This is a genomic window from Arenimonas sp. (assembly GCF_047602345.1).
GTDB lineage: Bacteria > Pseudomonadota > Gammaproteobacteria > Xanthomonadales > Xanthomonadaceae > Arenimonas.
Genome location: NZ_JASGHN010000005.1, coordinates 52,498 through 71,715 on the forward strand (window position 1 = coordinate 52,498; position 19,218 = coordinate 71,715).

Consider the following 19,218-nt stretch of genomic DNA (forward strand, 5'->3'; position numbering starts at 1 on the left):
GTATGAAAAGGGAACGCCGGGGCTTCGTCCCCGGCCGGGAGCGCGGTTTCACGCTGCTCGAGCTGATGATCGTCGTGACCGTGATCGCCGTACTGGCGGTCATCGCGATCAGCAGCTACGAGTACGCCATGCGCAAGTCGCGGCGCGCCACCGCCCAGGGCTGCTTGATGGAAGCCTCCCAGTACATGGAGCGCTTCTATGCGACGAACCTGCGTTACGACCAGACCAACGCCGCGACTCCGGTTGCCGTGAATGCGCCGAGCACCATCTGCTCGTCCGACTCGCAGCGTTTTTACGATGTCAGCTTCGTCGGGTCTGTGACGCAGACGACCTACACGATCCAGATCGTCCCGCAGGGCAAGCAGGCGAAGGACAGTTGCGGCACGATGACCGTCAATCAGACCGGCACAAAGACGCCGGCGACCGGTTGCTGGTAGTCCTCGCGCGCGATGCATCATGCGAAGGCCGCGGCTCGCCGCGGCCTTTTCTTTTCCTGGCCCGCTCAGCCCATTGCCAGGCAGGCGCTGGCCTGTGCGGGTGTTGCCATGCCCGTGCGCATGCGACCGCTATTGGCTAGCACCAGCGTGCTGGCTTTCTCCGCGCCGCGGCCGTCGCAGAAAGTGAACGTGACATTGGTGCCTGCATTCACGCCGCCATGGGGCTGGAAGACGATGCGGGTGCGTCCGGTGCTGGTGCGCAGGCGAACGCCATGAGCGAGCGTTCGAAAGACACGCAGGATCGGCTCGCCCGGGTCGCGCTCGCGATCGTGGTTCGCATCGACGAAGGCGATCCAGCCGCGCGTCCAGTCGAGGCCGCCGTCGCAGGCGTGGCCGCCTGCACTGGCGCAGAGAACGACGTACTGACCGCGCAGGCTCGATTGCACGAAGGCCAGGTTCACCGATTCGGCAAGCGAAGTCTTGGCGGCGGCGGCATGCCCGGCGCTGACGGCGCTTCCGTAAACGGATGCCGCGATGGCGCAAAGACAGCCTGCGACGGCCACCACCACGAGCATTTCCAGAAGGGTGAATCCGTGTTTCCGACGCATGACGGCGCTCCGATCGGCTGAACGCCAGCGTGGCAACGCAGGCAATCCCGAGCCGTCGGCAACTCGCCTGATACTTCGTAGGAAAACGCCGGGCTTGCGGCTGCGTTTCGAAGGAACAAGCGCCTGCGCGAAGGCTATACTGTCCAATCGCCCCCGGATCTCCCCCATGTCCGATCGCTTCGAACTCGTCTCGCCCTTCCAGCCGGCCGGCGACCAGCCGCAGGCGATCGAACGGTTGATCGCGGGCTTCCAGTCCGGGCTGGCGCATCAAACGTTGTTGGGCGTCACCGGCTCGGGCAAGACCTTCACGATCGCCAATGTCGTGCAGGCGGTGCAGAAGCCGACCCTGGTGTTGGCGCCGAACAAGACGTTGGCGGCGCAGCTGTACGGCGAGTTCAAGCAGTTCTTCCCGCACAACGCAGTCGAGTACTTCGTCAGTTACTACGATTACTACCAGCCGGAAGCCTACGTGCCATCCAGCGACACCTTCATCGAGAAGGACTCGTCGATCAACGAACACATCGAGCAGATGCGCCTGTCGGCGACCAAGGCCCTGCTCGAGCGCCGGGACGCGCTGATCGTCGCGACGGTTTCGTCCATCTACGGCCTTGGCGATCCGAACGAATACTTCCGAATGGTGCTGCACTTGGTGCGCGGCGATCGTATCGACCAGCGCGAGCTGATCCGCCGCCTGACCGAGATGCAGTACACGCGCAACGACATGGAACTACGCCGTGCGACCTATCGGGTGCGCGGCGAGGTGGTGGACATCCATCCGGCCGAAAGCGATTCCGAGGCCCTGCGTGTCGAGCTGTTCGACGGCGAGATCGAGAACCTGTCCCTGTTCGATCCGCTCACCGGTGAGGTTTTCCGCAAGCTGCCGCGTTACACCCTCTATCCCAAGTCTCACTATGTGACGACGCGGCGCACGGTGCTCGATGCGATCGATACGATCAAGCCCGAGCTGAAAGAGCGCCTGGAATACTTCTACCGCGAGAACAAGCTCGTCGAGGCGCAGCGGCTGCAGCAGCGCACGCAATTCGACATCGAGATGATGGCCGAGGTCGGGTTCTGCACCGGCATCGAGAACTACTCGCGCCACCTCACCGGGCGTATGCCCGGCGAGCCGCCGCCCTGCCTCTACGACTACCTGCCGCCGGACGCGTTGCTGGTGGTCGACGAGTCGCATGTGACCGTGCCGCAGCTAGGAGCGATGTACAAAGGCGATCGTTCACGCAAAGAGACATTGGTCGAGTTCGGTTTCCGCCTGCCGTCGGCGCTGGACAATCGTCCGCTGAAGTTCGAGGAATGGGAACGCCGTTCGCCGCGTGCCGTCTTCGTCTCCGCGACGCCCGGCAAGTACGAGTTCGAACATTCCGGCGACCAGGTGATCGAGCTGGTCGTGCGTCCCACGGGCCTGGTCGATCCAGAGGTCGAGGTGCGACCCGTGGGCACGCAGGTCGACGATCTGCTGTCGGAGATCAACGCGCGCGTCAAGGTCGGAGATCGCGTGTTGGTGACGACGCTCACGAAGAAGATGGCCGAGAATCTCACCGACTACCTCGGCGAGCACGGCGTCAAGGTGCGTTACCTGCATTCGGACGTGGAGACGGTGGAACGCGTCGAGATCATCCGCGACCTGCGCCTGGGCGTGTTCGACGTACTGGTCGGCATCAACCTGCTGCGCGAGGGCCTGGACATGCCGGAGGTCTCGCTGGTCGCGATCCTGGACGCAGACAAGGAAGGCTTCCTGCGCTCGACCGGCTCGCTGATCCAGACCATCGGGCGCGCCGCCCGCAACGTGCGCGGCAAGGCGATCCTGTACGCCGATCGGATCACCGACTCGATGAAGCGGGCGATGGACGAGACCGAGCGCCGCCGCAATCGCCAGCTCGAATACAACGCAGAACACGGCATCGTGCCGCAGTCCATCGTCAAGGCGGTGACCGACGTGCTCGAAGGCGCACGCTCCGACGGCGGCGAAGATCGCGGCAAGGGCGGCAAGCGACAGGTCGCGGAGGCGACGGCGGACTATGCGATCTTCGATCCGGCGCAACTGGCGAAGAAGCTGGCGCAACTCGAAAACCAGATGTTCAAGCATGCCCAGAACCTCGAGTTCGAGGAGGCGGCCAAGCTGCGCGACCAGATCCAGCGCTTGCGCGCCTCCGGCCTGGTGAGTCCGGTTTGATGTCGCCCTTCGCCATAGCCGCGACGCGGGATGTTGCAGGGGGGTGCGATGGCGAATGAACCGGACGCGACGGCGCTGGAGGCCTTGCTGCAACAGGCGCGCACGCTCGAAGGCGATGCGCGCGAGCGCTGGCTGCAGGAACTGACGCTGCGTTCGCCGGCGGAAGCCACCACCTTGCGCCGGTTGTTGTCCGGGGAGGCCGCGCTGGCGACGCAGGTGCTTTCTTCCGTCGCCACGACCGGCCCTGGCGCGCCATTGCGCGAGAGCCAGGATCAGCGCGTCGGGCCCTATCGTCTGCTGCGTCCGATCGGACGCGGCGGCATGGGCGAGGTCTGGCTGGCCGAACGCGCCGACGCGGCCTATTCGAAAGTCGTGGCCATCAAGTTCGTCGGCGCTACGCTCGGCAATCGCGAGGCGATCGAATGGTTCCGTCGCGAACGCCAGGCCTTGGCGCGGCTTGAGCATCCGCATATCGCGCGGTTGCTCGATGGCGGCGAGACCGATGGACGCCCTTACCTGGTAATGGAATTCGTCGACGGCGTGCCGCTCGACAGTTTCGCCGACGGCTTGCCGATCGATCGCGTGCTGCAGCTGTTCCTGCAGATATGCGCGGCGGTCGAACATGCGCATCGTGCCCTGATCGTGCATCGCGACATCAAGCCGGCCAATGTGCTGGTGACGCCGGAAGGCGAAAGCAAGCTGCTCGATTTCGGCATCGCCAAGGAAGTGGCGCCGATCGGGGAGGACGATGGCCGGACGAAAACCTCGGCCTTCACCTTGCACTACGCCAGCCCGGAGCAGATGAACGGAGAGCCGATCACCGTGGCGAGCGACGTATATTCGCTCGGGGCGGTGCTCTACCGGCTGCTGACCGGGAAAATGCCGTACGCGGGTTGCAGCACGGCACTGGCGCAGTTGCAGGCGATACAAGGCGACGCGCTGGAGAAACCGAGCCGCGCCGTGCTTTCTTCGCCCTGGCTGCAGGAGCCCGAGCGCCGCAAGCGCGCCCGGCGCCTCGCCGGCGATATCGACGACATCGTGCGTCGCTGCCTGCGTTTCGAAGCGGAAGCGCGCTATGGTTCCGTGCGCGAGTTGGCCGAGGACATCCAGCGCCACCTATCGCACCAGCCGGTACTGGCGCGTCGCGGCAGCTTCGGTTATCGCGCCTCGCGCTGGTTGCGGCGCAACTGGTTGGCGGTCGGCGCCGCCGCTGCCGTGCTCCTCACGCTCGGCGCCGGCGTTTGGGCCACGCATTGGCAGGCGCAACTTGCCGAACAGCAACGCGCGTTGGCGCAAAAACGATTCGATCTTTCGCGCGGCCTGGTGAAGGACGTGTTGTTCGACTTCCAGGATCGCATCGCCAGCGTGCCGGGCACCATCGAGGCGCGCCGGCAATTGGTCGCGCGCACGAAGAAGTACCTGCAGGAACTCGGCGAGGACGCGCAGGACGATCCGCGCCTGCTCGCCGACATGGCCCTGGTCGAACGTCGGCTCGGCGATATCTCAGGCAATCCGCAGTATCCGAACTTGGGCGATGCGCCTGCGGCGCGCCAGCATTTCGCTCGCGCCGAAGCGCTTTCGCGACGCGCGTTGTCTTTGCGGCCCGACGATCCCGCGTTGGCGCATGCGCTGGCGCGGACTTTGTCGGCACGCGGACTGTTTTCCTACTGGGACGACGACTTGAAGACCGCCGAACAGGCCTTTCGCGCGGCCATTCCGCTGTTGGCCGCCGAAATGAAGCGCGCCCCCTCGAAGGAGGTGTCCTTGCAGCACGCTTCCGCCGTGATCGGCCTGGGCGACGTGCAGTTCTGGAACGGGCAGTTGAAGGAAGCGCTGGCGACTTACGACAGTGTCTGCAAGGAGCGCGTCGCTGCGGCGAAGACCGATGCAAGCCTGATCGATTCGGCCGGTATCTGCCATACGCGGCGCGCCGATACATTGGCCTGGATGGATCGTTACCCGGAAGCGAGCGCCGAGATCGACGAGGCGCTCGCCATCGTCGAGCGGCAGATGAGGCAGTCACCGGACGATAGCGATGTCGCCCACGGCTACATCGTTACCCAGAGCAAGCGCGGCGAGATCCTCGATTGGTCCGGACAGAAGGAACTCGCGCTGCAGGCGATGGGCGATGGCCTGCGCGTGGCGCAGCGCATGGCGCTGGCCGAGCCCAGCGACCTGCGCGCCATGCGCAATGTCGCATTGATGCATAGCAAGCGCGGCGACGTGCTGCTGGCGATGAACCGGTTACCGGAGGCGCTGGAGGATTTCCGGCATGGCCTCGATGGCTATCTGGCCTTGAGCGCGCGCGACCCGACCCAGGCCGAATACCGGCGCGACATAGCGGCGGCGCACAAGCGACTCGGACTGGCCTATCTGCAGACCGGCGATGGTCGGCGTTCGGCGACGCATCTGGAAGAATCCCTGAAGACTGCACGCGAACGCCATGCGGCCGCGAAAGATGCGCCGGCGGCTCGCCGCGATCTCGCCGTCGCCCTCGGCGAGCGCGTACGGGCACGAGGCGATCTCCGCCTCCGTTGCCAATGGGTCGCCGAAACCCTGGCGCTATGGCAAGGCCTGCAAAAGGACGGTCTGCTCAGTCCCTCGGACGAGCCGCAACTCCAGGAAACACGCAACAAGGCGGCGGACCTGGGCTGCGGTGGCGTGCCGAAGCCGGGCGTCACCGCAGAAACCCTGCTGCCGGAGGCGACGGAGTAGGAGCGAGGGTTCGATAGCGGTGGGGGAGTTGAACCCCCGTCCGTAAGCCCGATTTGCCTGAATTCCCGCCATTGGGCTAGAATTCGCACCCTTCGGGCGGTTAGCTCAGCGGTAGAGCACTACCTTGACATGGTAGGGGTCACAGGTTCGAACCCTGTACCGCCCACCACTCCTTCGTGGAGTGGAGACCCAGCAACGGCGCGGCCTTCCGAGGTTCGCGCCGTTCGTGTTTCTGGGGTATCGAACCGGTCGTTTGCGTTGCAGTTGCACCAAGGCCAGTTACCCGGGGTTATGCCTCACCGGGTCAAAGTACGGAAAAGCCGAGGAGAAGCGCCATGCGTTCTGGCTGGGTCCTGTGTTCCTTGTTCATCGCCGGCGCCGCGCTGGCGGCCTCGCCGCGCAATGCCAGCAAGTCCGAACTCGCGACGATCCGCGAGGCGCTGCGCCTGCAGCATCAGAACGTCGATGGCGCGCGTTTCGAAGGGGTGCGGTTCGGCAACGACGGCCGCACTGTCTGCGGGACCGTCAGCTTTCCCGATGCGCAGGGCGCCTATACGGCGAGCAGTCCCTTCCTGGCCCTGTACTTCAAGCCCGAAAAACGCGGCGAGAAGCCTTCGGCCTTCGTATTCGGCCTCAGCGACCCGGTCATCATCCGGGAACGCTGCGCCGAGAAAGGCCTCTGAACGCGTTTTTTTGACAGGCGTTGCGCCGGGCCCTAAATTGGGCGCCTAGCCTCAGACCGAAGGTGGCGTCGGGAAACCGACGTCGAGCGTGCGACATGAGCACTACCCGCGCCCGAACCTGAATCCGCCACGTTCTCGTATCGCACGAAGGACGCCTGGCGTCCTTTTTTATTGCCCGTGAATAGCCCAACGCCATGATCAACATCACGCTCCCCGACGGCAGCCGCCGCGAATTCGAAGTCCCTGTCTCCGTCATGCAGGTCGCACAGTCGATCGGCGCCGGCCTCGCCAAGGCCACCGTAGCCGGCCAGGTCGATGGTCGGCTCGTCGACGCCAGCGACGTCATCGACCACGACGCCAGCCTCCGCATCATCACGCCGAAGGACGAGGAAGGCGTCGAGATCATCCGCCATTCCTGCGCGCACCTGGTCGGACACGCGGTCAAGCAGTTGTTCCCGGACGCGAAGATGGTGATCGGGCCGGTCATTGCCGAAGGTTTCTACTACGACATCTTCAACGAGAAGCCCTTCACGCCGGAAGACCTGGCCGCGATCGAGAAGCGCATGGCCGAGCTGATCGCCAAGGATTACGACGTCGTCAAGAAGATGACGCCGCGCGACGAGGTGATCGCCACTTTCAAGGCGCGTGGCGAGGAATACAAGTTGCGCCTGATCGACGACATGCCCGGCGAAAAGGCGATGGGCCTGTACTGGCACGAGGAATACGTCGACATGTGCCGCGGCCCGCACGTGCCGAACACGCGCTTCCTGAAGGCCTTCCGTCTGACGCGCGTATCCGGCGCGTACTGGCGCGGCGATTCGAAGAACGAGCAGCTGCAGCGCATCTATGGCACGGCGTGGGCCGACGACAAGCAGCTCAAGGCCTACATGCAGCGCATCGAAGAAGCCGAGAAGCGCGATCATCGCCGGCTCGGCAAGGCGCTCGACCTGTTCCACCTGCAGGAGGAAGGGCCGGGCCTGGTGTTCTGGCACCCGAAGGGCTGGGCGATCTGGCAGGTGGTCGAACAGTACATGCGCCGCGTCTATCGCGAGTCCGGCTACCAGGAAGTGCGCTGCCCGCAGATTCTCGACGTGTCGCTGTGGAAGAAGTCCGGCCACTGGGACAACTACAAAGAGAACATGTTCTTCTCCGAATCGGAGAATCGCCAGTACGCACTGAAGCCGATGAATTGCCCTGGCCATGTGCAGGTGTTCAATTCGGGGCTGCACAGCTATCGCGATCTGCCGATACGCTACGGCGAGTTCGGCGCCTGCCACCGCAACGAACCTTCGGGCGCGCTGCACGGCATTCTGCGCGTGCGCGGCTTCACCCAGGACGACGGCCATATCTTCTGTACCGAGGAACAGGTCGAAGCCGAGGTAACGGCCTTCCACGAGCAGGCGCTGAAGGTCTATCGCGATTTCGGCTTCGGCGAGCCTTCGGTCAAGATCGCCCTGCGGCCGGACAACCGCCTCGGCGACGACGCCACCTGGGATCGCGCCGAAGCGGCGTTGCGCAGCGCCTTGTCGGCCTCGGGCGTCGAATGGCAGGAGCTGCCGGGCGAAGGCGCGTTCTACGGGCCCAAGATCGAGTATCACCTGAAGGACGCGATCGGCCGCACCTGGCAGCTCGGCACCATGCAGGTCGATTTCATGATGCCCGAGCGCCTCGGCGCCGAGTACGTGGACGAGCATTCGGCCCGTCGCCACCCGGTCATGCTGCACCGGGCCATCGTCGGTTCGATGGAACGCTTCATCGGCATCCTGATCGAGAACCATGCCGGCGCCTTCCCGGCCTGGCTCGCGCCGGTGCAGGCGGTGGTCGCCAACATCACCGACGCCCAGGCCGATTATGTTCGCGAAGTACAGAAAGTCCTTGCAAATCAAGGCTTCCGGGTCATTTCGGATTTGCGCAACGAAAAGATCGGCTATAAAATCCGCGAGCACACGCTGCAGAAGGTTCCTTACCTGCTGGTCGTTGGAGACCGCGAGAAGGAACAGGGGCAGGTGGCGGTGCGTACCCGCAGCGGCGAAGACCTGGGCAGCATGCCGGTCGAGGCTTTCCTCGCTAAACTACGCGCAGAGACCAGCCCGGCGGCCTGAGGCCGCCGGTTCCGTTGACCAAGAGGATTCACGCATCAATACGCCAGCGACCGAAAAAGGTAACCGCAAGAACAACGAAATCCGAGTGCCGCGCGTACGCGTGATCGGCGCCGACGGAGAAATGGTGGGAGTGCTCTCGCGCGACGAGGCGCTGGCGCTTGCGGAAGAATCCGGACTCGACCTGGTCGAGATCCAGCCGATGGCGGACCCGCCGGTCTGCCGCATCATGGACTACGGCAAGTTCAAGTTCGAGATGCAGAAGAAGGCCGCGGCGGCCAAGAAGAAGCAGAAGATCGTCGAGATCAAGGAACTGAAGTTCCGTCCGACCACCGACGACGGCGACTACAACATCAAGATGCGCAACCTGCGTCGCTTCCTCGAGGAAGGCGACAAGGTGAAGGTCAACATCCGCTTCAAGGGCCGCGAGATGTCGCACCAGGAGCTCGGCCTGGAAATGGCCGCGCGCATCGAGGCGGATCTCGCCGACGAAGTGGTCATCGAACAGCGGCCGCGGTTGGAAGGGCGGCAGATGATCATGATGATCGCCCCGAAGCGAAAATAAGCTTCACGGCCTCGGATTGAAGCAAAGCGCGCCGATGGCGCGCTTTGCTTTTTGGCCCTGCTCGGCAGTTCCGCGGGGGCGGATGGGGGTGAGAAGGCCAAAAGCTTCGGCCGACTTCCTAAGTCACGGAATTTCCTGCATAATTGCCGGTTCTTGGCTTCGGCCGAGAACCCCGGCGCGGAATCCGGGCCCAGTCCATCGGGCGAAACCGCTTTGGACCTGTTGAAGATTCCTTTGGAATCAGAAACTTACAAGCCGACACGGGCAGGACGGAAAGACCTGGGGTTAGTGTCTTTGCGACGAAGTCGCACAAGACATTAACCATCGGGCGCCTAGGTCAGTCATACAAGAACCGAAGGGACCTCTCATGGCCAAGAACAAGATCAAGACCAATCGGGCGGCGGCCAAGCGCTTCCGGAAGACCGCTTCCGGCAAGTACAAATCCGGCCACGCCAACCGTAGCCACATCCTCACCAAGAAAGCGACCAAGCGGAAGCGCAACCTGCGGCAGACGAACCATGTTCGTGCCGAAGACGCCGGCCGTCTGGACCGCATGCTGCCCTATCTCTGAGGAGGACTGAACCATGGCACGAGTCAAACGTGGTGTTACGGCGCGCCGCCGTCACAAGAAAATCATCAAGCTCGCGCGCGGCTATTACAACGCGCGTCGCAAGGTCTTCCGCGTCGCCAAGCAGGCGGTCACGAAGGCCCAGCAGTACGCCTACATCGGTCGCAAGCAGAAGAAGCGCCAGTTCCGCAGCCTGTGGATCGTGCGCATCAACGCCGCTGCCCGCATGTACGGCCTGAGCTACAGCCGCCTGATGAACGGCCTGAAGAAGGCCAACGTCGAACTGGACCGCAAGGCCCTGGCCGATATCGCCGTGCACGACCTGACGGCGTTTGGACAGATCGCCGAGCAGGCCAAGCGCGCTCTCGCGGCGTAAGGCAACCTGCAGGAGCGGCTACGGCCGCGAACGCGCCCGGTGGCGCGCCTGCGGACAGGAATGGGGAAGGGCGAGAGTCCTTCCCCATTTTTTTGATGCACATGGATGTGCGAATGCCGCGATAGGCACGATGCCGAGAGCGTGATGCACATGGATGTGCGAATGCCGCGATAGGCAGGATGCCGAGAGCGGCGTGCAAAAACCAAGCTACGGATCATCTGGATGAAGTCCGAATGAGCGATATCGAAACACTGACCCGTTCGGCTCTGGCCGACATCGCCGGCGCCGCCAGCCTCGATGCGCTCGAAGCGCAGCGCGTGGCCCTGCTCGGCAAATCGGGCAGCATCACCGGCCAGCTCAAGCAGCTCGGCGCGTTGCCGGCGGAAGAACGCAAGGCGGCCGGCGAACAGATCAATCGCGCGAAGGAAGCCGTCGCCGACGCGCTGTCCGCGCGCAAGCTCGTGCTGGAAGAGGCCGCGTTCGCCGAGCGGCTCGCCACCGAGCGCATCGACATCAGCTTGCCGGGTCGCGGCGACGGCGTCGGCAACCTGCATCCGGTGTCGCGCACGCTCGAGCGCATCACCGACATCTTCGCGCGCCTCGGCTACCAGCTTGCCGATGGTCCCGAGATCGAAGACGACCAGCACAACTTCGAGGCGCTGAATTTCCCGCCGCACCATCCTGCGCGCGCGATGCACGACACCTTCTACTTCCCCGACGGACGCCTGCTGCGCACGCATACCTCGGGTGTGCAGGTGCGTTTCATGGACGCGGCCGTGCGCGACAAGAGCGGGCCCCCGCTGCGCATGATCGCGGCCGGCAAGGTCTATCGTTCGGACTCAGACCAGACGCATACGCCGATGTTCCACCAGGTCGAAGGCCTGCTCGTCGACGAAACCTCGAGCTTCGCCGACCTGAAGGGCACGCTGGCCGAGTTCGTACGCGCTTTCTTCGAGCGCGATTTCGAGATGCGCTTCCGCCCGAGCTATTTCCCCTTCACCGAACCGTCAGCCGAAGTGGACATCGCCTGGCAGCAGCCCGACGGCAGCACGCGCTGGCTGGAAGTGCTCGGCTGCGGCATGGTGCATCCGAACGTGCTGCGCAACTGCGGCATCGACCCGGAGCGCTACACCGGTTTCGCCTTCGGTCTCGGCGTCGAGCGCTTCGCGATGTTGCGCTATGGCGTCAACGACCTGCGCAGCTTCTTCGAGAACGACTGCCGCTTCCTGAAGCAATTCGCCTGAATGTAGGGTGGGCCTTGTCCCACCGCACTGGATGATGGCGGGCCAAGGCCCGCCCTACGGAAAGAACCATGAAATTCCCCGAAAGCTGGCTCCGCGAACACGTCACCGTCGCCGCATCGCGCGATCAACTTGCGGCGCGCTTGACCGCCATCGGCCTGGAGGTCGAGGGCGTCGAAGAAATCGGCGCCGCGCTGGAAGGCGTCGTCGTCGCGGAAATCCTCTCCGCCGCCAAACATCCCGAAGCCGACCGCCTGCAGGTCTGCCAGGTATCGATCGGCCGCGGCGAGCCGGTACAGATCGTCTGCGGCGCGCCGAATGCGCGCGCCGGCCTGAAAGCGCCTCTCGCCACCGTCGCTGCGCAGCTGCCTGGCGGCCTGCAGATCAAGGCGGCCAAGCTGCGCGGCGTCGAGAGTTTCGGCATGTTGTGCTCGGCCAAGGAGCTGATGATCGACCCGGATGCGTCGGGTCTGCTCGAACTGCCAGCCGATGCGCCGGTGGGCGAGTCGCTGGCGAAGTATCTCGGCCTGCCAGACGCGAGCTTCGAGCTGAAGCTGACGCCGAATCGCGCCGACTGCTTCAGCGTGCGCGGCGTCGCCTTCGATGCGGCCGCCGCATTGGGTACGAACGTCAATCCGATCGAGATTCCCGAAGCGAAGGTCGATTCGAATGCGAGCTTTATCGTTGAACTGAAGGCCGATGCCGACTGCCCGCGTTTCTGCGGCCGCGTCGTCGAAGGCCTGGATGCGAATGCGCGCACGCCACTATGGATGAGCGAACGCCTGAAACGCGCCGACCTGCGTCCGATCAGCCCCTTGGTCGACATCACCAACTACGTGATGCTCGAGCTCGGCCAGCCGCTGCATGCCTTCGACGCCGATACGCTCAAGGGTCCGATCGTCGTGCGCCATGCGCGCACCGGGGAAACCCTGAAGCTGCTGGACGAGCGCGAAGTCGCGCTGGACGGGCAGTTCCTGGTCGTCACCGACAACGATCGCGCAGTCGCCCTCGGCGGCGTCATGGGCGGCTGGGATACGCGCGTCACGTCCGCGACGACGCGCGTCTTCTTCGAGGCCGCGCATTGGCGTCCGAGTGCGATCATCGGTCGCGCGCGTCGCCTGGGCATGCATACCGACGCCGCGCATCGTTTCGAGCGTGGCGTCGATCCGCAACTGCCGCGATACGCCGTCGAACGCGCCACCGCCTTGACCCTGCAGATCATGGGCGGCCGCGCCGGCCCGATGACCGAGACCGCGTTGACGCAGCATCTCGCCGCATCCGCGCCGGTGCAGCTGCGCCGGGCCCGCGTTTCCCGCGTACTCGGCATCAGCGTGCCCGATACCGAAATCGAACGCATCCTGCGCGCGCTGGGCATGCAGGCCACGCCGACCGATGAAGGTTGGTCCGTGGTCGCGCCCTCGCGACGTTTCGATATCGCGATCGAAGAAGACCTGATCGAAGAGATCGCCCGCATCCACGGTTACGACGCCATTCCCGTGCGCCTGCCGGCGGGCGAGATCGTGCTGGCGGCGCCGAGTGAAACGCGCGTCGGCGAAAGTGCGATGCGTCGCCAGATGATCGCGCGCGACTATCTCGAAGCGATCAACTACGCCTTCGTCGATGCGCAGGCGCTCGCGACCTGGCAGATGGACGAAGGCGCCGTCGCGCTGGCCAATCCGCTGACGTCCGAGCTTGGCGTGATGCGCACGTCCTTGCTGCCGGGCCTGGTGGATGCGCTGCGTCGCAATCGTGCGCGCCAGCAGGACCGCGTGCGCCTGTTCGAGATCGGTCGCGTTTTCCATGCCGTCGCCAGCGATGCGCCGCGCGAGACTCAGCGCATCGCCGCGATCGCCCGCGGCCGTGCCGATGCCGAACGCTGGAACGGTCAGTCGCGCGATGTCGATTTCTACGACCTGAAAGCCGACGTCGAAGCCCTGCTCGGTCTGGCGGCGCAGCGGGCCGAGTTCCGCCCCTCGGATGAAGCCCAAGGCCATCCGGGCCGCAGCGCGACCGTCTGGCTGGAGGGGCGCCGTATCGGCTGGGTCGGCCATCTGCACCCGCGCCTGGCCAAGGTGCTGGATCTGGACGGCGAAGTGGTCGGTTTCGAGCTGGACCTGGCCCCGCTGGCCAGTCGCCGCCTGCCCCAGGCCCAGGAGATATCTCGCTACCCCTCCGTCCGCCGCGACCTGGCCCTGGTGGTGCCCGAGGCCGCGTCCTGGGCCAGCCTGGAGGCCAGTCTGCGGGCGGCGCTAGGCCCCCTGTTGCGCGAAGTGGTGCTTTTCGACCAATACCGTGGCCCAGGTCTAGAAACCGGTACAAAGAGCCTCGCTATGGGCTTGATTCTCCAAGATGTTTCACGCACCCTAACCGATCAGGACGCCGACCAGGCGGTTTCCCGGGCCCTCCAGGCCTTGGCCTCCGACTGCGGCGCGAGAATCAGGGGATAACATGGCACTCACCAAGGCCGAGATGGCCGAGCGTTTGTTTGAGGAAGTAGGCCTCAACAAGCGCGAAGCCAAGGAATTCGTCGACGCATTCTTCGACGCGCTGCGCGAGTCGCTCGAGCGCGGGCAGAGCATCAAGCTGTCGGGCTTCGGCAACTTCGACCTGCGCCAGAAGAACCAGCGCCCCGGACGCAACCCCAAGACCGGCGAGGAGATTCCGATCTCCGCGCGCACGGTCGTCACCTTCCGTCCTGGCCAGAAGCTCAAGGAACGCGTGGAAGCGTACTCCGGGGGCGTGAATGCTTGATCCCGGCAGCAACCGCGAACTACCCGCGATCCCGGCCAAGCGCTACTTCACCATCGGTGAGGTCAGCGAGCTGTGCGACGTGAAGCCGCACGTGCTGCGTTACTGGGAAACCGAGTTCGAGAGCCTGGCGCCGGTCAAGCGTCGCGGTAACCGTCGCTATTACCAGCGCCACGACGTGCTGATGATCCGCCAGATCCGCGGCCTGCTGTACGAACAGGGCTATACGATCAGCGGCGCGCGCCAGCGCCTGGAAGGCGAATCCGGTCGCATGGAAGCCAGCATGTCCGCGCAGATCGTGCGGCAGGTGCGGATGGAGCTCGAGGAAGTCCTGAACCTGCTCAAGCGCTAATCGCCGCAAGGCGCGGTCGGGTGCGAGGGGCGGGTGCTTCCCGTATAATTACCGCCTTAGTCGGGGCGTAGCGCAGCCTGGTAGCGCATTTGCCTGGGGGGCAAAGGGTCGTGGGTTCGAATCCCGCCGTCCCGACCAAATCGAAATTATGGACCCGCAATCCGCGGTGTTCTGACCGAAGCCCGCCAAGTGCGGGCTTTTGTTTTTCTTACTGCCTGATCTCCGGCTCCACCAGCATCGCCAGCTGCGTCAGCGATTCCTGCCAGCCGAGGTAGCACATGTCTTCCGGAATCGCGTCCGGAATGCTTTCCTGCACGATGTCGATGTGCGTGCCGCCCATCGCCGGTCTCAGTTTCACGGTGACTTGCATCGTGCCGGGCAGGTTCGGGTCGTCGAACGTGTCGGAGTAACGCAGCAGTTGGTTCGGCACCAGCTCGTGGTAAACGCCGCCGAAGGAGTGGCTGTCCTGCGTAGTGAAGTTGGTGAAGGACATGCGGAACGTGCCGCCGACCTTCGCTTCGTACTGATGGACCGTGCAGGTGAAGCCGAAAGGCGGCAGCCACTTGGCCATGGCATCGGCCGTCGTGAAGGCGCGGTACACGCGTTCCGGCGGGGCTTTCAGCACGCGATGGAAACGCACGGTTCCGGGCATGGCTCGTCTCCTCTTATCTAGTTCGTTGACTGCTAACCGACGAACTACCGATCAGCTATCGAACAGCGCCGCATCCAGCGCCAGCAATTTCGCCGCGCCGCTGCGCATATTGGCCGCATGCGATTGCGTGCGCGGCAGGATGCGGGCGAAGTAGAAGCGGGCTGTTTCGCGTTTCATCGTCTTGAAATCGGCGGAGTGGCTGCCCGCTTCGGCAGTCGCGACGCTGCGCGCCCACCAGTAGGCGAGGGCGACGTAGCCCGAGAAGAACAGGTAGTCCACGGCGGACGCGCCCATTTCTTCGGGATTGGCCATGGACTTGCGTCCGACCTCCATCGTCAGCTCGCCCCAGGACTTGGCCGCCTCGGCCAGCGGCAACACGAACTCGTGCATCGTCGCGTCGTTGGCATGAGTTGCACAGAACGCCTGGATCAGATCGAGGAAGCGGCGCAGACCGGCGCCCTGCAGGTGCAGCGTCTTTCGGCCGAGCAGGTCCAGCGCCTGGATCTGCGTCGTGCCTTCGTAGATGGTCGTGATGCGCGCGTCGCGCGCAAGTTGCTCCATGCCCCATTCGCGCACGTAGCCGTGGCCGCCGAAGCACTGCAGCGCATGGTAGGTGCACTCGTTCGACCACTCGGTCAGCATGCCTTTGACGATCGGCGTCAGGAAACCAAGCATCTCATCGGCCGCCTTGCGTTCCTCGGCGTCGGTCGATCGCTCGAGGATGTCGACCTGCAGCGCCGCATGCAGCGCCAGCAGGCGCCCACCCTCGACCAGCGACTTGCAGGTCAGCAGCATGCGGCGGATGTCCGGATGCACGATCAGCGGGTCGGCGGGTTTGTCCGGGAATTTCGCGCCGGACAGCGAACGCATCTGCAAGCGATCACGCGAATAGGCCAGCGCGTTCTGGAAGGCGCGGTCGCTGATGGCCAGGCCCTGGATGCCGACGGCGAGGCGCGCGGTGTTCATCATGGTGAACATCGCGTTCAAGCCCTTGTTTGGTTGCGCGATCAGATAGCCCTGTGCCGCGTCGAAGTTAATCACGCAGGTGGACGAACCGTGGATACCCATCTTGTGTTCGATCGAACCGCAGCGCACGGCATTGCGCTCGCCGACGCTGCCGTCGCGCGCGACTTTCAGCTTTGGCACGATGAAGAGCGAGATGCCCTTCGTGCCGGCCGGCGCATCCGGCAGGCGCGCAAGCACCAAGTGCACGATGTTGTCGGTGAAGTCCTGCTCGCCGCCGGTGATGAAGATCTTGCTGCCGCTGATCGAATAGCTGTCGTCGGCGTTCGGTTCGGCGCGCGTCTTCAGCAGGCCGAGATCCGAGCCGCAGTGCGCCTCGGTCAGGCACATCGTGCCGGTCCAGCGGCCCTCCAGGATCGGGCGCAGGAACGCTTCCTTCTGCCAAGCTTCGCCGTGCTGCTTCAAGGCTTCCACGACGCCGTGCGACAGCAGGGTATAGTTGCCCCAGGCGAGGTTGGCGGCGTCGAGCATTTCCTTGACGAGCACGCCGAGCGTTTCCGGCATGTCCTGCCCGCCCATGTCCTCCGGCGCCGTCAATCCGCTCCAGCCGCCTTCGACGAACTTGCCATAGGCCTCGCGGAAGCCCGGCGGCGTCGTGACTTCGCCGGTGGCCTTGTCGAACTTGCAGCCGATCTCGTCGCCGACCGAATTCGTCGGGGCGAGGATCTGCTCGGCGAACTTCGACGCTTCTTCCAGCACCGCGTCCATGATGTCGCGCTGTGCGTTGTGGATGCCGAGGTGCGCGAACAGCTTTTCGCCTTCCAGCACGTCGAACAGGGCGAACTTCATGTCGCGCATCGGGGCGGCATAACGATTCATGCAATGGTTTCCTGGGAAAAGTCGGTGTTCAGCGCATCACGCCGGGCAGGCCGGGCGCGGGACTCAGCGCGCTTTCGAACTTGAATTGATCGTCGCGGTTCGGGTCGTGGCTGCGGATGCGGCCTTCGATGCGATAGGGCAGCGACTGGCCGACCGCGAGCGCCGTCGCCACCGTCGTCTTGGCTTCGAGCGACGGCTTCATCGTCAGCACGACGATATCGCTGGTCTCCGGCCCGATGCTGATGGCGGGTGCGGAAGAGAAACTGCCGGCGGACTGTCCGCCGATCGTCAGGTTGCCGTCGATGTTGTCGAAGGTGATCGGGACGCTGCTGAAGTTCTGCAGTCGCAGCTTCAGTTGCCATTGCCCGTTCGCCTGCGCCACCAGTTCCTGCAGGCTCGCGCTGGGAGGGTTGATGCGTTTGCGTTCGCGCCCGCCGCAAGCGGCAAGCAGGGCGGCCATGGACAGGAACAGGGTGGCGAAGGCGAGTGTCCGGGTAAGGCGCATGGCAATTCCGTACGCTTGGGGATGGTCAAGCATAACAGGCGGGCGAAGCGGACCGACGGTACGGAAGTCATGTTTTTGGCCGTCGAACGTGGATCGTCGCGGCTCATGAACGGAAGAGGGCGGCTTGCGCCGCCCTCGTGTCACGCGTTCCAAAAAACGCGGATCAATGTCCGTCGCGATCCGCGTCGCCCGGCAGGGCGCGTTCGAGGCGATGCCACGCAGCGCGGGTCGCCAGCTTCGCGTCGTTCCAGCCGATGCTCGAGTCGCCGCGATTCACCTTGTAATCGCGTTCGAGCGAGGCTTCGACATCATCGTAGCTGTGGCCGTAGTACTTGCTGTAGCCCTCGTAACCGGTGCGATAGGCCGGCGCGTAGTCCTCGAACGTGCGCGTGCTGGCGTAGTACGGCTCGAGCGGATATTGCTCGCGCCAATACAGGGCTTCGACGGTGGGATCGACCGCTTCGGCCGTGGCCTTGCCGGCCAGGCCACCGACGATGGCGCCGATGGCGGTGCCCGCGACGATGCCGGGCGGTCCGGCGACCGCGCCGATCGCCGCACCGGCGGCGCCGCCCGAGGCTGCACCGATACCGGTGCCTACGGGGTGCGCACCGGGTGCGCCGGTGATGGGGTCGGGATTGTTGGTGGGAAGCTTCTGGTTGGTCATGGTCCGCTCCTTGGAAGGGATTGCGTCGATCGAAACCGACTCCGGGCGGGTGCCCGTGTTCAAGGGACGCAGGATGTGTGCCATCGCTACGGGAACCACGAAAGTCCGGGTGGCGGCGCGTTGCACGCGATCGCTAGCCGGTTGATGCCTGCGCATTGCACGGCATCGCCCATGCGTGCGCTCATGCTGCAAGAGAGGTCAACGAATCGGGTTCAGCGTTCGAGCGGGAGAAACGAGCGCAGGCGCGCGCGGAAACAGCAGCAGCAACGCGCACAGGCAGAGCATCGCCATCGTCAGGTGCGCAGCCCACACCGACCAGGGCACGCCGAACAGATTCGGCAACATCTGGTTTCCAGCCAACCATTCGCCGTACCAGACGCCGTCGCGCGACGGAATCGGCAACAACGGAATCAGCGGGATGAGGAAGGCGGCGAAGAAGACCGCGATGCGACGCCGGTTGGCGAGTGCGCGGAAGCAGACGATCAACGGCGGCAGGCTCAGCGCCAGCACCAAGGCCAATGCCGGCCAATGCCCGGAATCAGGGAATGCCAGCCGCATCAATACGCCTTCGTCTCCGCCGCCCATCGCCGCCGTCAACAGACGCAGGAACGGAATGTAGGCGACCACCATCGCGAAACCGACCAGTGGTCGTTTGCCGCGCCAGACCATCCAGGCGCCCAGCCACATCATCAGATAGCTCAGTGCGGGCCCGGCGGCGGTCGACAGCGGCCAGGGGCCGGTGCAGGAAGCGTCGAGCACGAAGCGATTCAGGCTCATGCGGCCGACTTCGCCGCAGACCAGCCAGCCGGCGACGTGATGGGTGACTTCATGGCTGAATGACGCGACCCAGCACAGCAACGACAGGCTCAACAGGGTCTGCCAGGTCAGGGGAAGCTCGAAACGGCGCATGAAGGAAATCCGCGGAGGAACGGATGTCCGATGCACGATCGCGGTAAAGGGTTTACTCGCGGAGTT

18 protein-coding genes and 2 tRNA genes are annotated in these 19,218 nt (G+C 64.6%); 14 read left to right on the top strand and 6 right to left on the bottom strand.

Annotated features, from left to right (window positions below; translation table 11 throughout):
* The first annotated feature begins 2 nt into the window (after nucleotides 1–2).
* Nucleotides 3–437: a type IV pilin protein gene (locus tag QM707_RS03955; protein ID WP_415000565.1), complete on the top strand. Its 435-nt coding sequence runs from the start codon at nucleotides 3–5 to the stop codon at nucleotides 435–437.
* 65 nt (nucleotides 438–502) lie between these two features.
* Here QM707_RS03955 and QM707_RS03960 read toward each other — a convergent pair whose 3' ends face one another.
* Entirely contained in the window at nucleotides 503–1,045 is a 543-nt protein-coding gene (locus QM707_RS03960) for a GspH/FimT family pseudopilin (protein WP_415000566.1), read from the bottom strand.
* 166 nt (nucleotides 1,046–1,211) lie between these two features.
* Between QM707_RS03960 and uvrB the strand changes: the two genes are divergently transcribed.
* The 13 genes from uvrB (at nucleotide 1,212) to QM707_RS04025 (ending at nucleotide 14,718) form a co-directional block, all read left to right on the top strand.
* On the top strand, nucleotides 1,212–3,233 hold the full coding sequence (uvrB, locus tag QM707_RS03965) for an excinuclease ABC subunit UvrB (RefSeq protein ID WP_415000567.1): 2,022 nt from the start codon (nucleotides 1,212–1,214) through the stop codon (nucleotides 3,231–3,233).
* A gap of 48 nt (nucleotides 3,234–3,281) precedes the next feature.
* The gene (locus QM707_RS03970; RefSeq protein ID WP_415000568.1) at nucleotides 3,282–5,948 is read left to right on the top strand and encodes a protein kinase domain-containing protein; all 2,667 of its coding nucleotides are present in this window, start codon (nucleotides 3,282–3,284) and stop codon (nucleotides 5,946–5,948) included.
* 94 nt (nucleotides 5,949–6,042) lie between these two features.
* Nucleotides 6,043–6,117 (top strand) — tRNA-Val (locus QM707_RS03975).
* 166 nt (nucleotides 6,118–6,283) lie between these two features.
* Complete coding sequence (locus QM707_RS03980) at nucleotides 6,284–6,631, top strand: hypothetical protein (protein WP_415000569.1); 348 nt, start codon at nucleotides 6,284–6,286, stop codon at nucleotides 6,629–6,631.
* 194 nt (nucleotides 6,632–6,825) lie between these two features.
* On the top strand, nucleotides 6,826–8,733 hold the full coding sequence (gene thrS / locus QM707_RS03985; RefSeq protein WP_415000570.1) for a threonine--tRNA ligase: 1,908 nt from the start codon (nucleotides 6,826–6,828) through the stop codon (nucleotides 8,731–8,733).
* Nucleotides 8,734–8,767: 34 nt separating this feature from the next.
* On the top strand, nucleotides 8,768–9,295 hold the full coding sequence (infC, locus tag QM707_RS03990) for a translation initiation factor IF-3 (RefSeq protein WP_415000650.1): 528 nt from the start codon (nucleotides 8,768–8,770) through the stop codon (nucleotides 9,293–9,295).
* Nucleotides 9,296–9,662: 367 nt separating this feature from the next.
* Nucleotides 9,663–9,866: a 50S ribosomal protein L35 gene (rpmI, locus tag QM707_RS03995; protein WP_415000571.1), complete on the top strand. Its 204-nt coding sequence runs from the start codon at nucleotides 9,663–9,665 to the stop codon at nucleotides 9,864–9,866.
* A 13-nt stretch (nucleotides 9,867–9,879) separates the two neighbouring features.
* Nucleotides 9,880–10,239, top strand: coding sequence for a 50S ribosomal protein L20 (rplT, locus tag QM707_RS04000; RefSeq protein WP_415000572.1), 360 nt, complete (start codon nucleotides 9,880–9,882; stop codon nucleotides 10,237–10,239).
* Between the two features lie 233 nt (nucleotides 10,240–10,472).
* Nucleotides 10,473–11,483, top strand: a complete 1,011-nt coding sequence (gene pheS, locus QM707_RS04005) for a phenylalanine--tRNA ligase subunit alpha (RefSeq protein WP_415000573.1) — start codon at nucleotides 10,473–10,475, stop codon at nucleotides 11,481–11,483.
* Nucleotides 11,484–11,551: 68 nt separating this feature from the next.
* Complete coding sequence (gene pheT / locus QM707_RS04010) at nucleotides 11,552–13,927, top strand: phenylalanine--tRNA ligase subunit beta (protein WP_415000574.1); 2,376 nt, start codon at nucleotides 11,552–11,554, stop codon at nucleotides 13,925–13,927.
* A gap of 1 nt (nucleotide 13,928) precedes the next feature.
* On the top strand, nucleotides 13,929–14,231 hold the full coding sequence (locus tag QM707_RS04015) for an integration host factor subunit alpha (protein WP_415000575.1): 303 nt from the start codon (nucleotides 13,929–13,931) through the stop codon (nucleotides 14,229–14,231).
* Nucleotides 14,224–14,580, top strand: a complete 357-nt coding sequence (locus tag QM707_RS04020; RefSeq protein ID WP_415000576.1) for a MerR family transcriptional regulator — start codon at nucleotides 14,224–14,226, stop codon at nucleotides 14,578–14,580. Before QM707_RS04015 ends, QM707_RS04020 begins: the two co-directional genes overlap by 8 nt.
* A 61-nt stretch (nucleotides 14,581–14,641) precedes the next feature.
* A tRNA-Pro gene (locus QM707_RS04025) sits at nucleotides 14,642–14,718 on the top strand.
* Between the two features lie 70 nt (nucleotides 14,719–14,788).
* Here the strand turns inward: QM707_RS04025 and QM707_RS04030 are convergent.
* From QM707_RS04030 to QM707_RS04050, 5 genes are all read right to left on the bottom strand, one after another.
* Nucleotides 14,789–15,232, bottom strand: a complete 444-nt coding sequence (locus QM707_RS04030; RefSeq protein WP_415000577.1) for an SRPBCC family protein — start codon at nucleotides 15,230–15,232, stop codon at nucleotides 14,789–14,791.
* Nucleotides 15,233–15,283: 51 nt separating this feature from the next.
* Nucleotides 15,284–17,074 carry an acyl-CoA dehydrogenase C-terminal domain-containing protein gene (locus tag QM707_RS04035; protein ID WP_415000578.1) on the bottom strand — a complete coding sequence of 597 codons (1,791 nt, stop codon included), beginning with the start codon at nucleotides 17,072–17,074 and terminating at the stop codon, nucleotides 15,284–15,286.
* A gap of 28 nt (nucleotides 17,075–17,102) precedes the next feature.
* Nucleotides 17,103–17,579, bottom strand: coding sequence for an LEA type 2 family protein (locus tag QM707_RS04040; protein WP_415000579.1), 477 nt, complete (start codon nucleotides 17,577–17,579; stop codon nucleotides 17,103–17,105).
* Nucleotides 17,580–17,742: 163 nt separating this feature from the next.
* The gene (locus QM707_RS04045) at nucleotides 17,743–18,243 is read right to left on the bottom strand and encodes a hypothetical protein (RefSeq protein ID WP_415000580.1); all 501 of its coding nucleotides are present in this window, start codon (nucleotides 18,241–18,243) and stop codon (nucleotides 17,743–17,745) included.
* 198 nt (nucleotides 18,244–18,441) lie between these two features.
* The gene (locus QM707_RS04050; RefSeq protein ID WP_415000581.1) at nucleotides 18,442–19,152 is read right to left on the bottom strand and encodes a hypothetical protein; all 711 of its coding nucleotides are present in this window, start codon (nucleotides 19,150–19,152) and stop codon (nucleotides 18,442–18,444) included.
* Nucleotides 19,153–19,218 lie beyond the last annotated feature (66 nt).

Coding starts and splice junctions, on each gene's coding strand:
- QM707_RS03970 (WP_415000568.1), top strand. CDS start 3,282: ATGGCGAATGAACCGGACGCGACGGCGCTGGAGGCCTTGCTGCAACAG.
- pheS (WP_415000573.1), top strand. CDS start 10,473: ATGAGCGATATCGAAACACTGACCCGTTCGGCTCTGGCCGACATCGCC.
- QM707_RS04020 (WP_415000576.1), top strand. CDS start 14,224: ATGCTTGATCCCGGCAGCAACCGCGAACTACCCGCGATCCCGGCCAAG.
- QM707_RS03955 (WP_415000565.1), top strand. CDS start 3: ATGAAAAGGGAACGCCGGGGCTTCGTCCCCGGCCGGGAGCGCGGTTTC.
- rplT (WP_415000572.1), top strand. CDS start 9,880: ATGGCACGAGTCAAACGTGGTGTTACGGCGCGCCGCCGTCACAAGAAA.
- thrS (WP_415000570.1), top strand. CDS start 6,826: ATGATCAACATCACGCTCCCCGACGGCAGCCGCCGCGAATTCGAAGTC.
- QM707_RS04045 (WP_415000580.1), bottom strand. CDS start 18,243: ATGACCAACCAGAAGCTTCCCACCAACAATCCCGACCCCATCACCGGC.
- QM707_RS04040 (WP_415000579.1), bottom strand. CDS start 17,579: ATGCGCCTTACCCGGACACTCGCCTTCGCCACCCTGTTCCTGTCCATG.
- QM707_RS03960 (WP_415000566.1), bottom strand. CDS start 1,045: ATGCGTCGGAAACACGGATTCACCCTTCTGGAAATGCTCGTGGTGGTG.
- pheT (WP_415000574.1), top strand. CDS start 11,552: ATGAAATTCCCCGAAAGCTGGCTCCGCGAACACGTCACCGTCGCCGCA.
- uvrB (WP_415000567.1), top strand. CDS start 1,212: ATGTCCGATCGCTTCGAACTCGTCTCGCCCTTCCAGCCGGCCGGCGAC.
- QM707_RS04050 (WP_415000581.1), bottom strand. CDS start 19,152: ATGCGCCGTTTCGAGCTTCCCCTGACCTGGCAGACCCTGTTGAGCCTG.
- QM707_RS04035 (WP_415000578.1), bottom strand. CDS start 17,074: ATGAATCGTTATGCCGCCCCGATGCGCGACATGAAGTTCGCCCTGTTC.
- QM707_RS04015 (WP_415000575.1), top strand. CDS start 13,929: ATGGCACTCACCAAGGCCGAGATGGCCGAGCGTTTGTTTGAGGAAGTA.
- QM707_RS03980 (WP_415000569.1), top strand. CDS start 6,284: ATGCGTTCTGGCTGGGTCCTGTGTTCCTTGTTCATCGCCGGCGCCGCG.
- rpmI (WP_415000571.1), top strand. CDS start 9,663: ATGGCCAAGAACAAGATCAAGACCAATCGGGCGGCGGCCAAGCGCTTC.
- QM707_RS04030 (WP_415000577.1), bottom strand. CDS start 15,232: ATGCCCGGAACCGTGCGTTTCCATCGCGTGCTGAAAGCCCCGCCGGAA.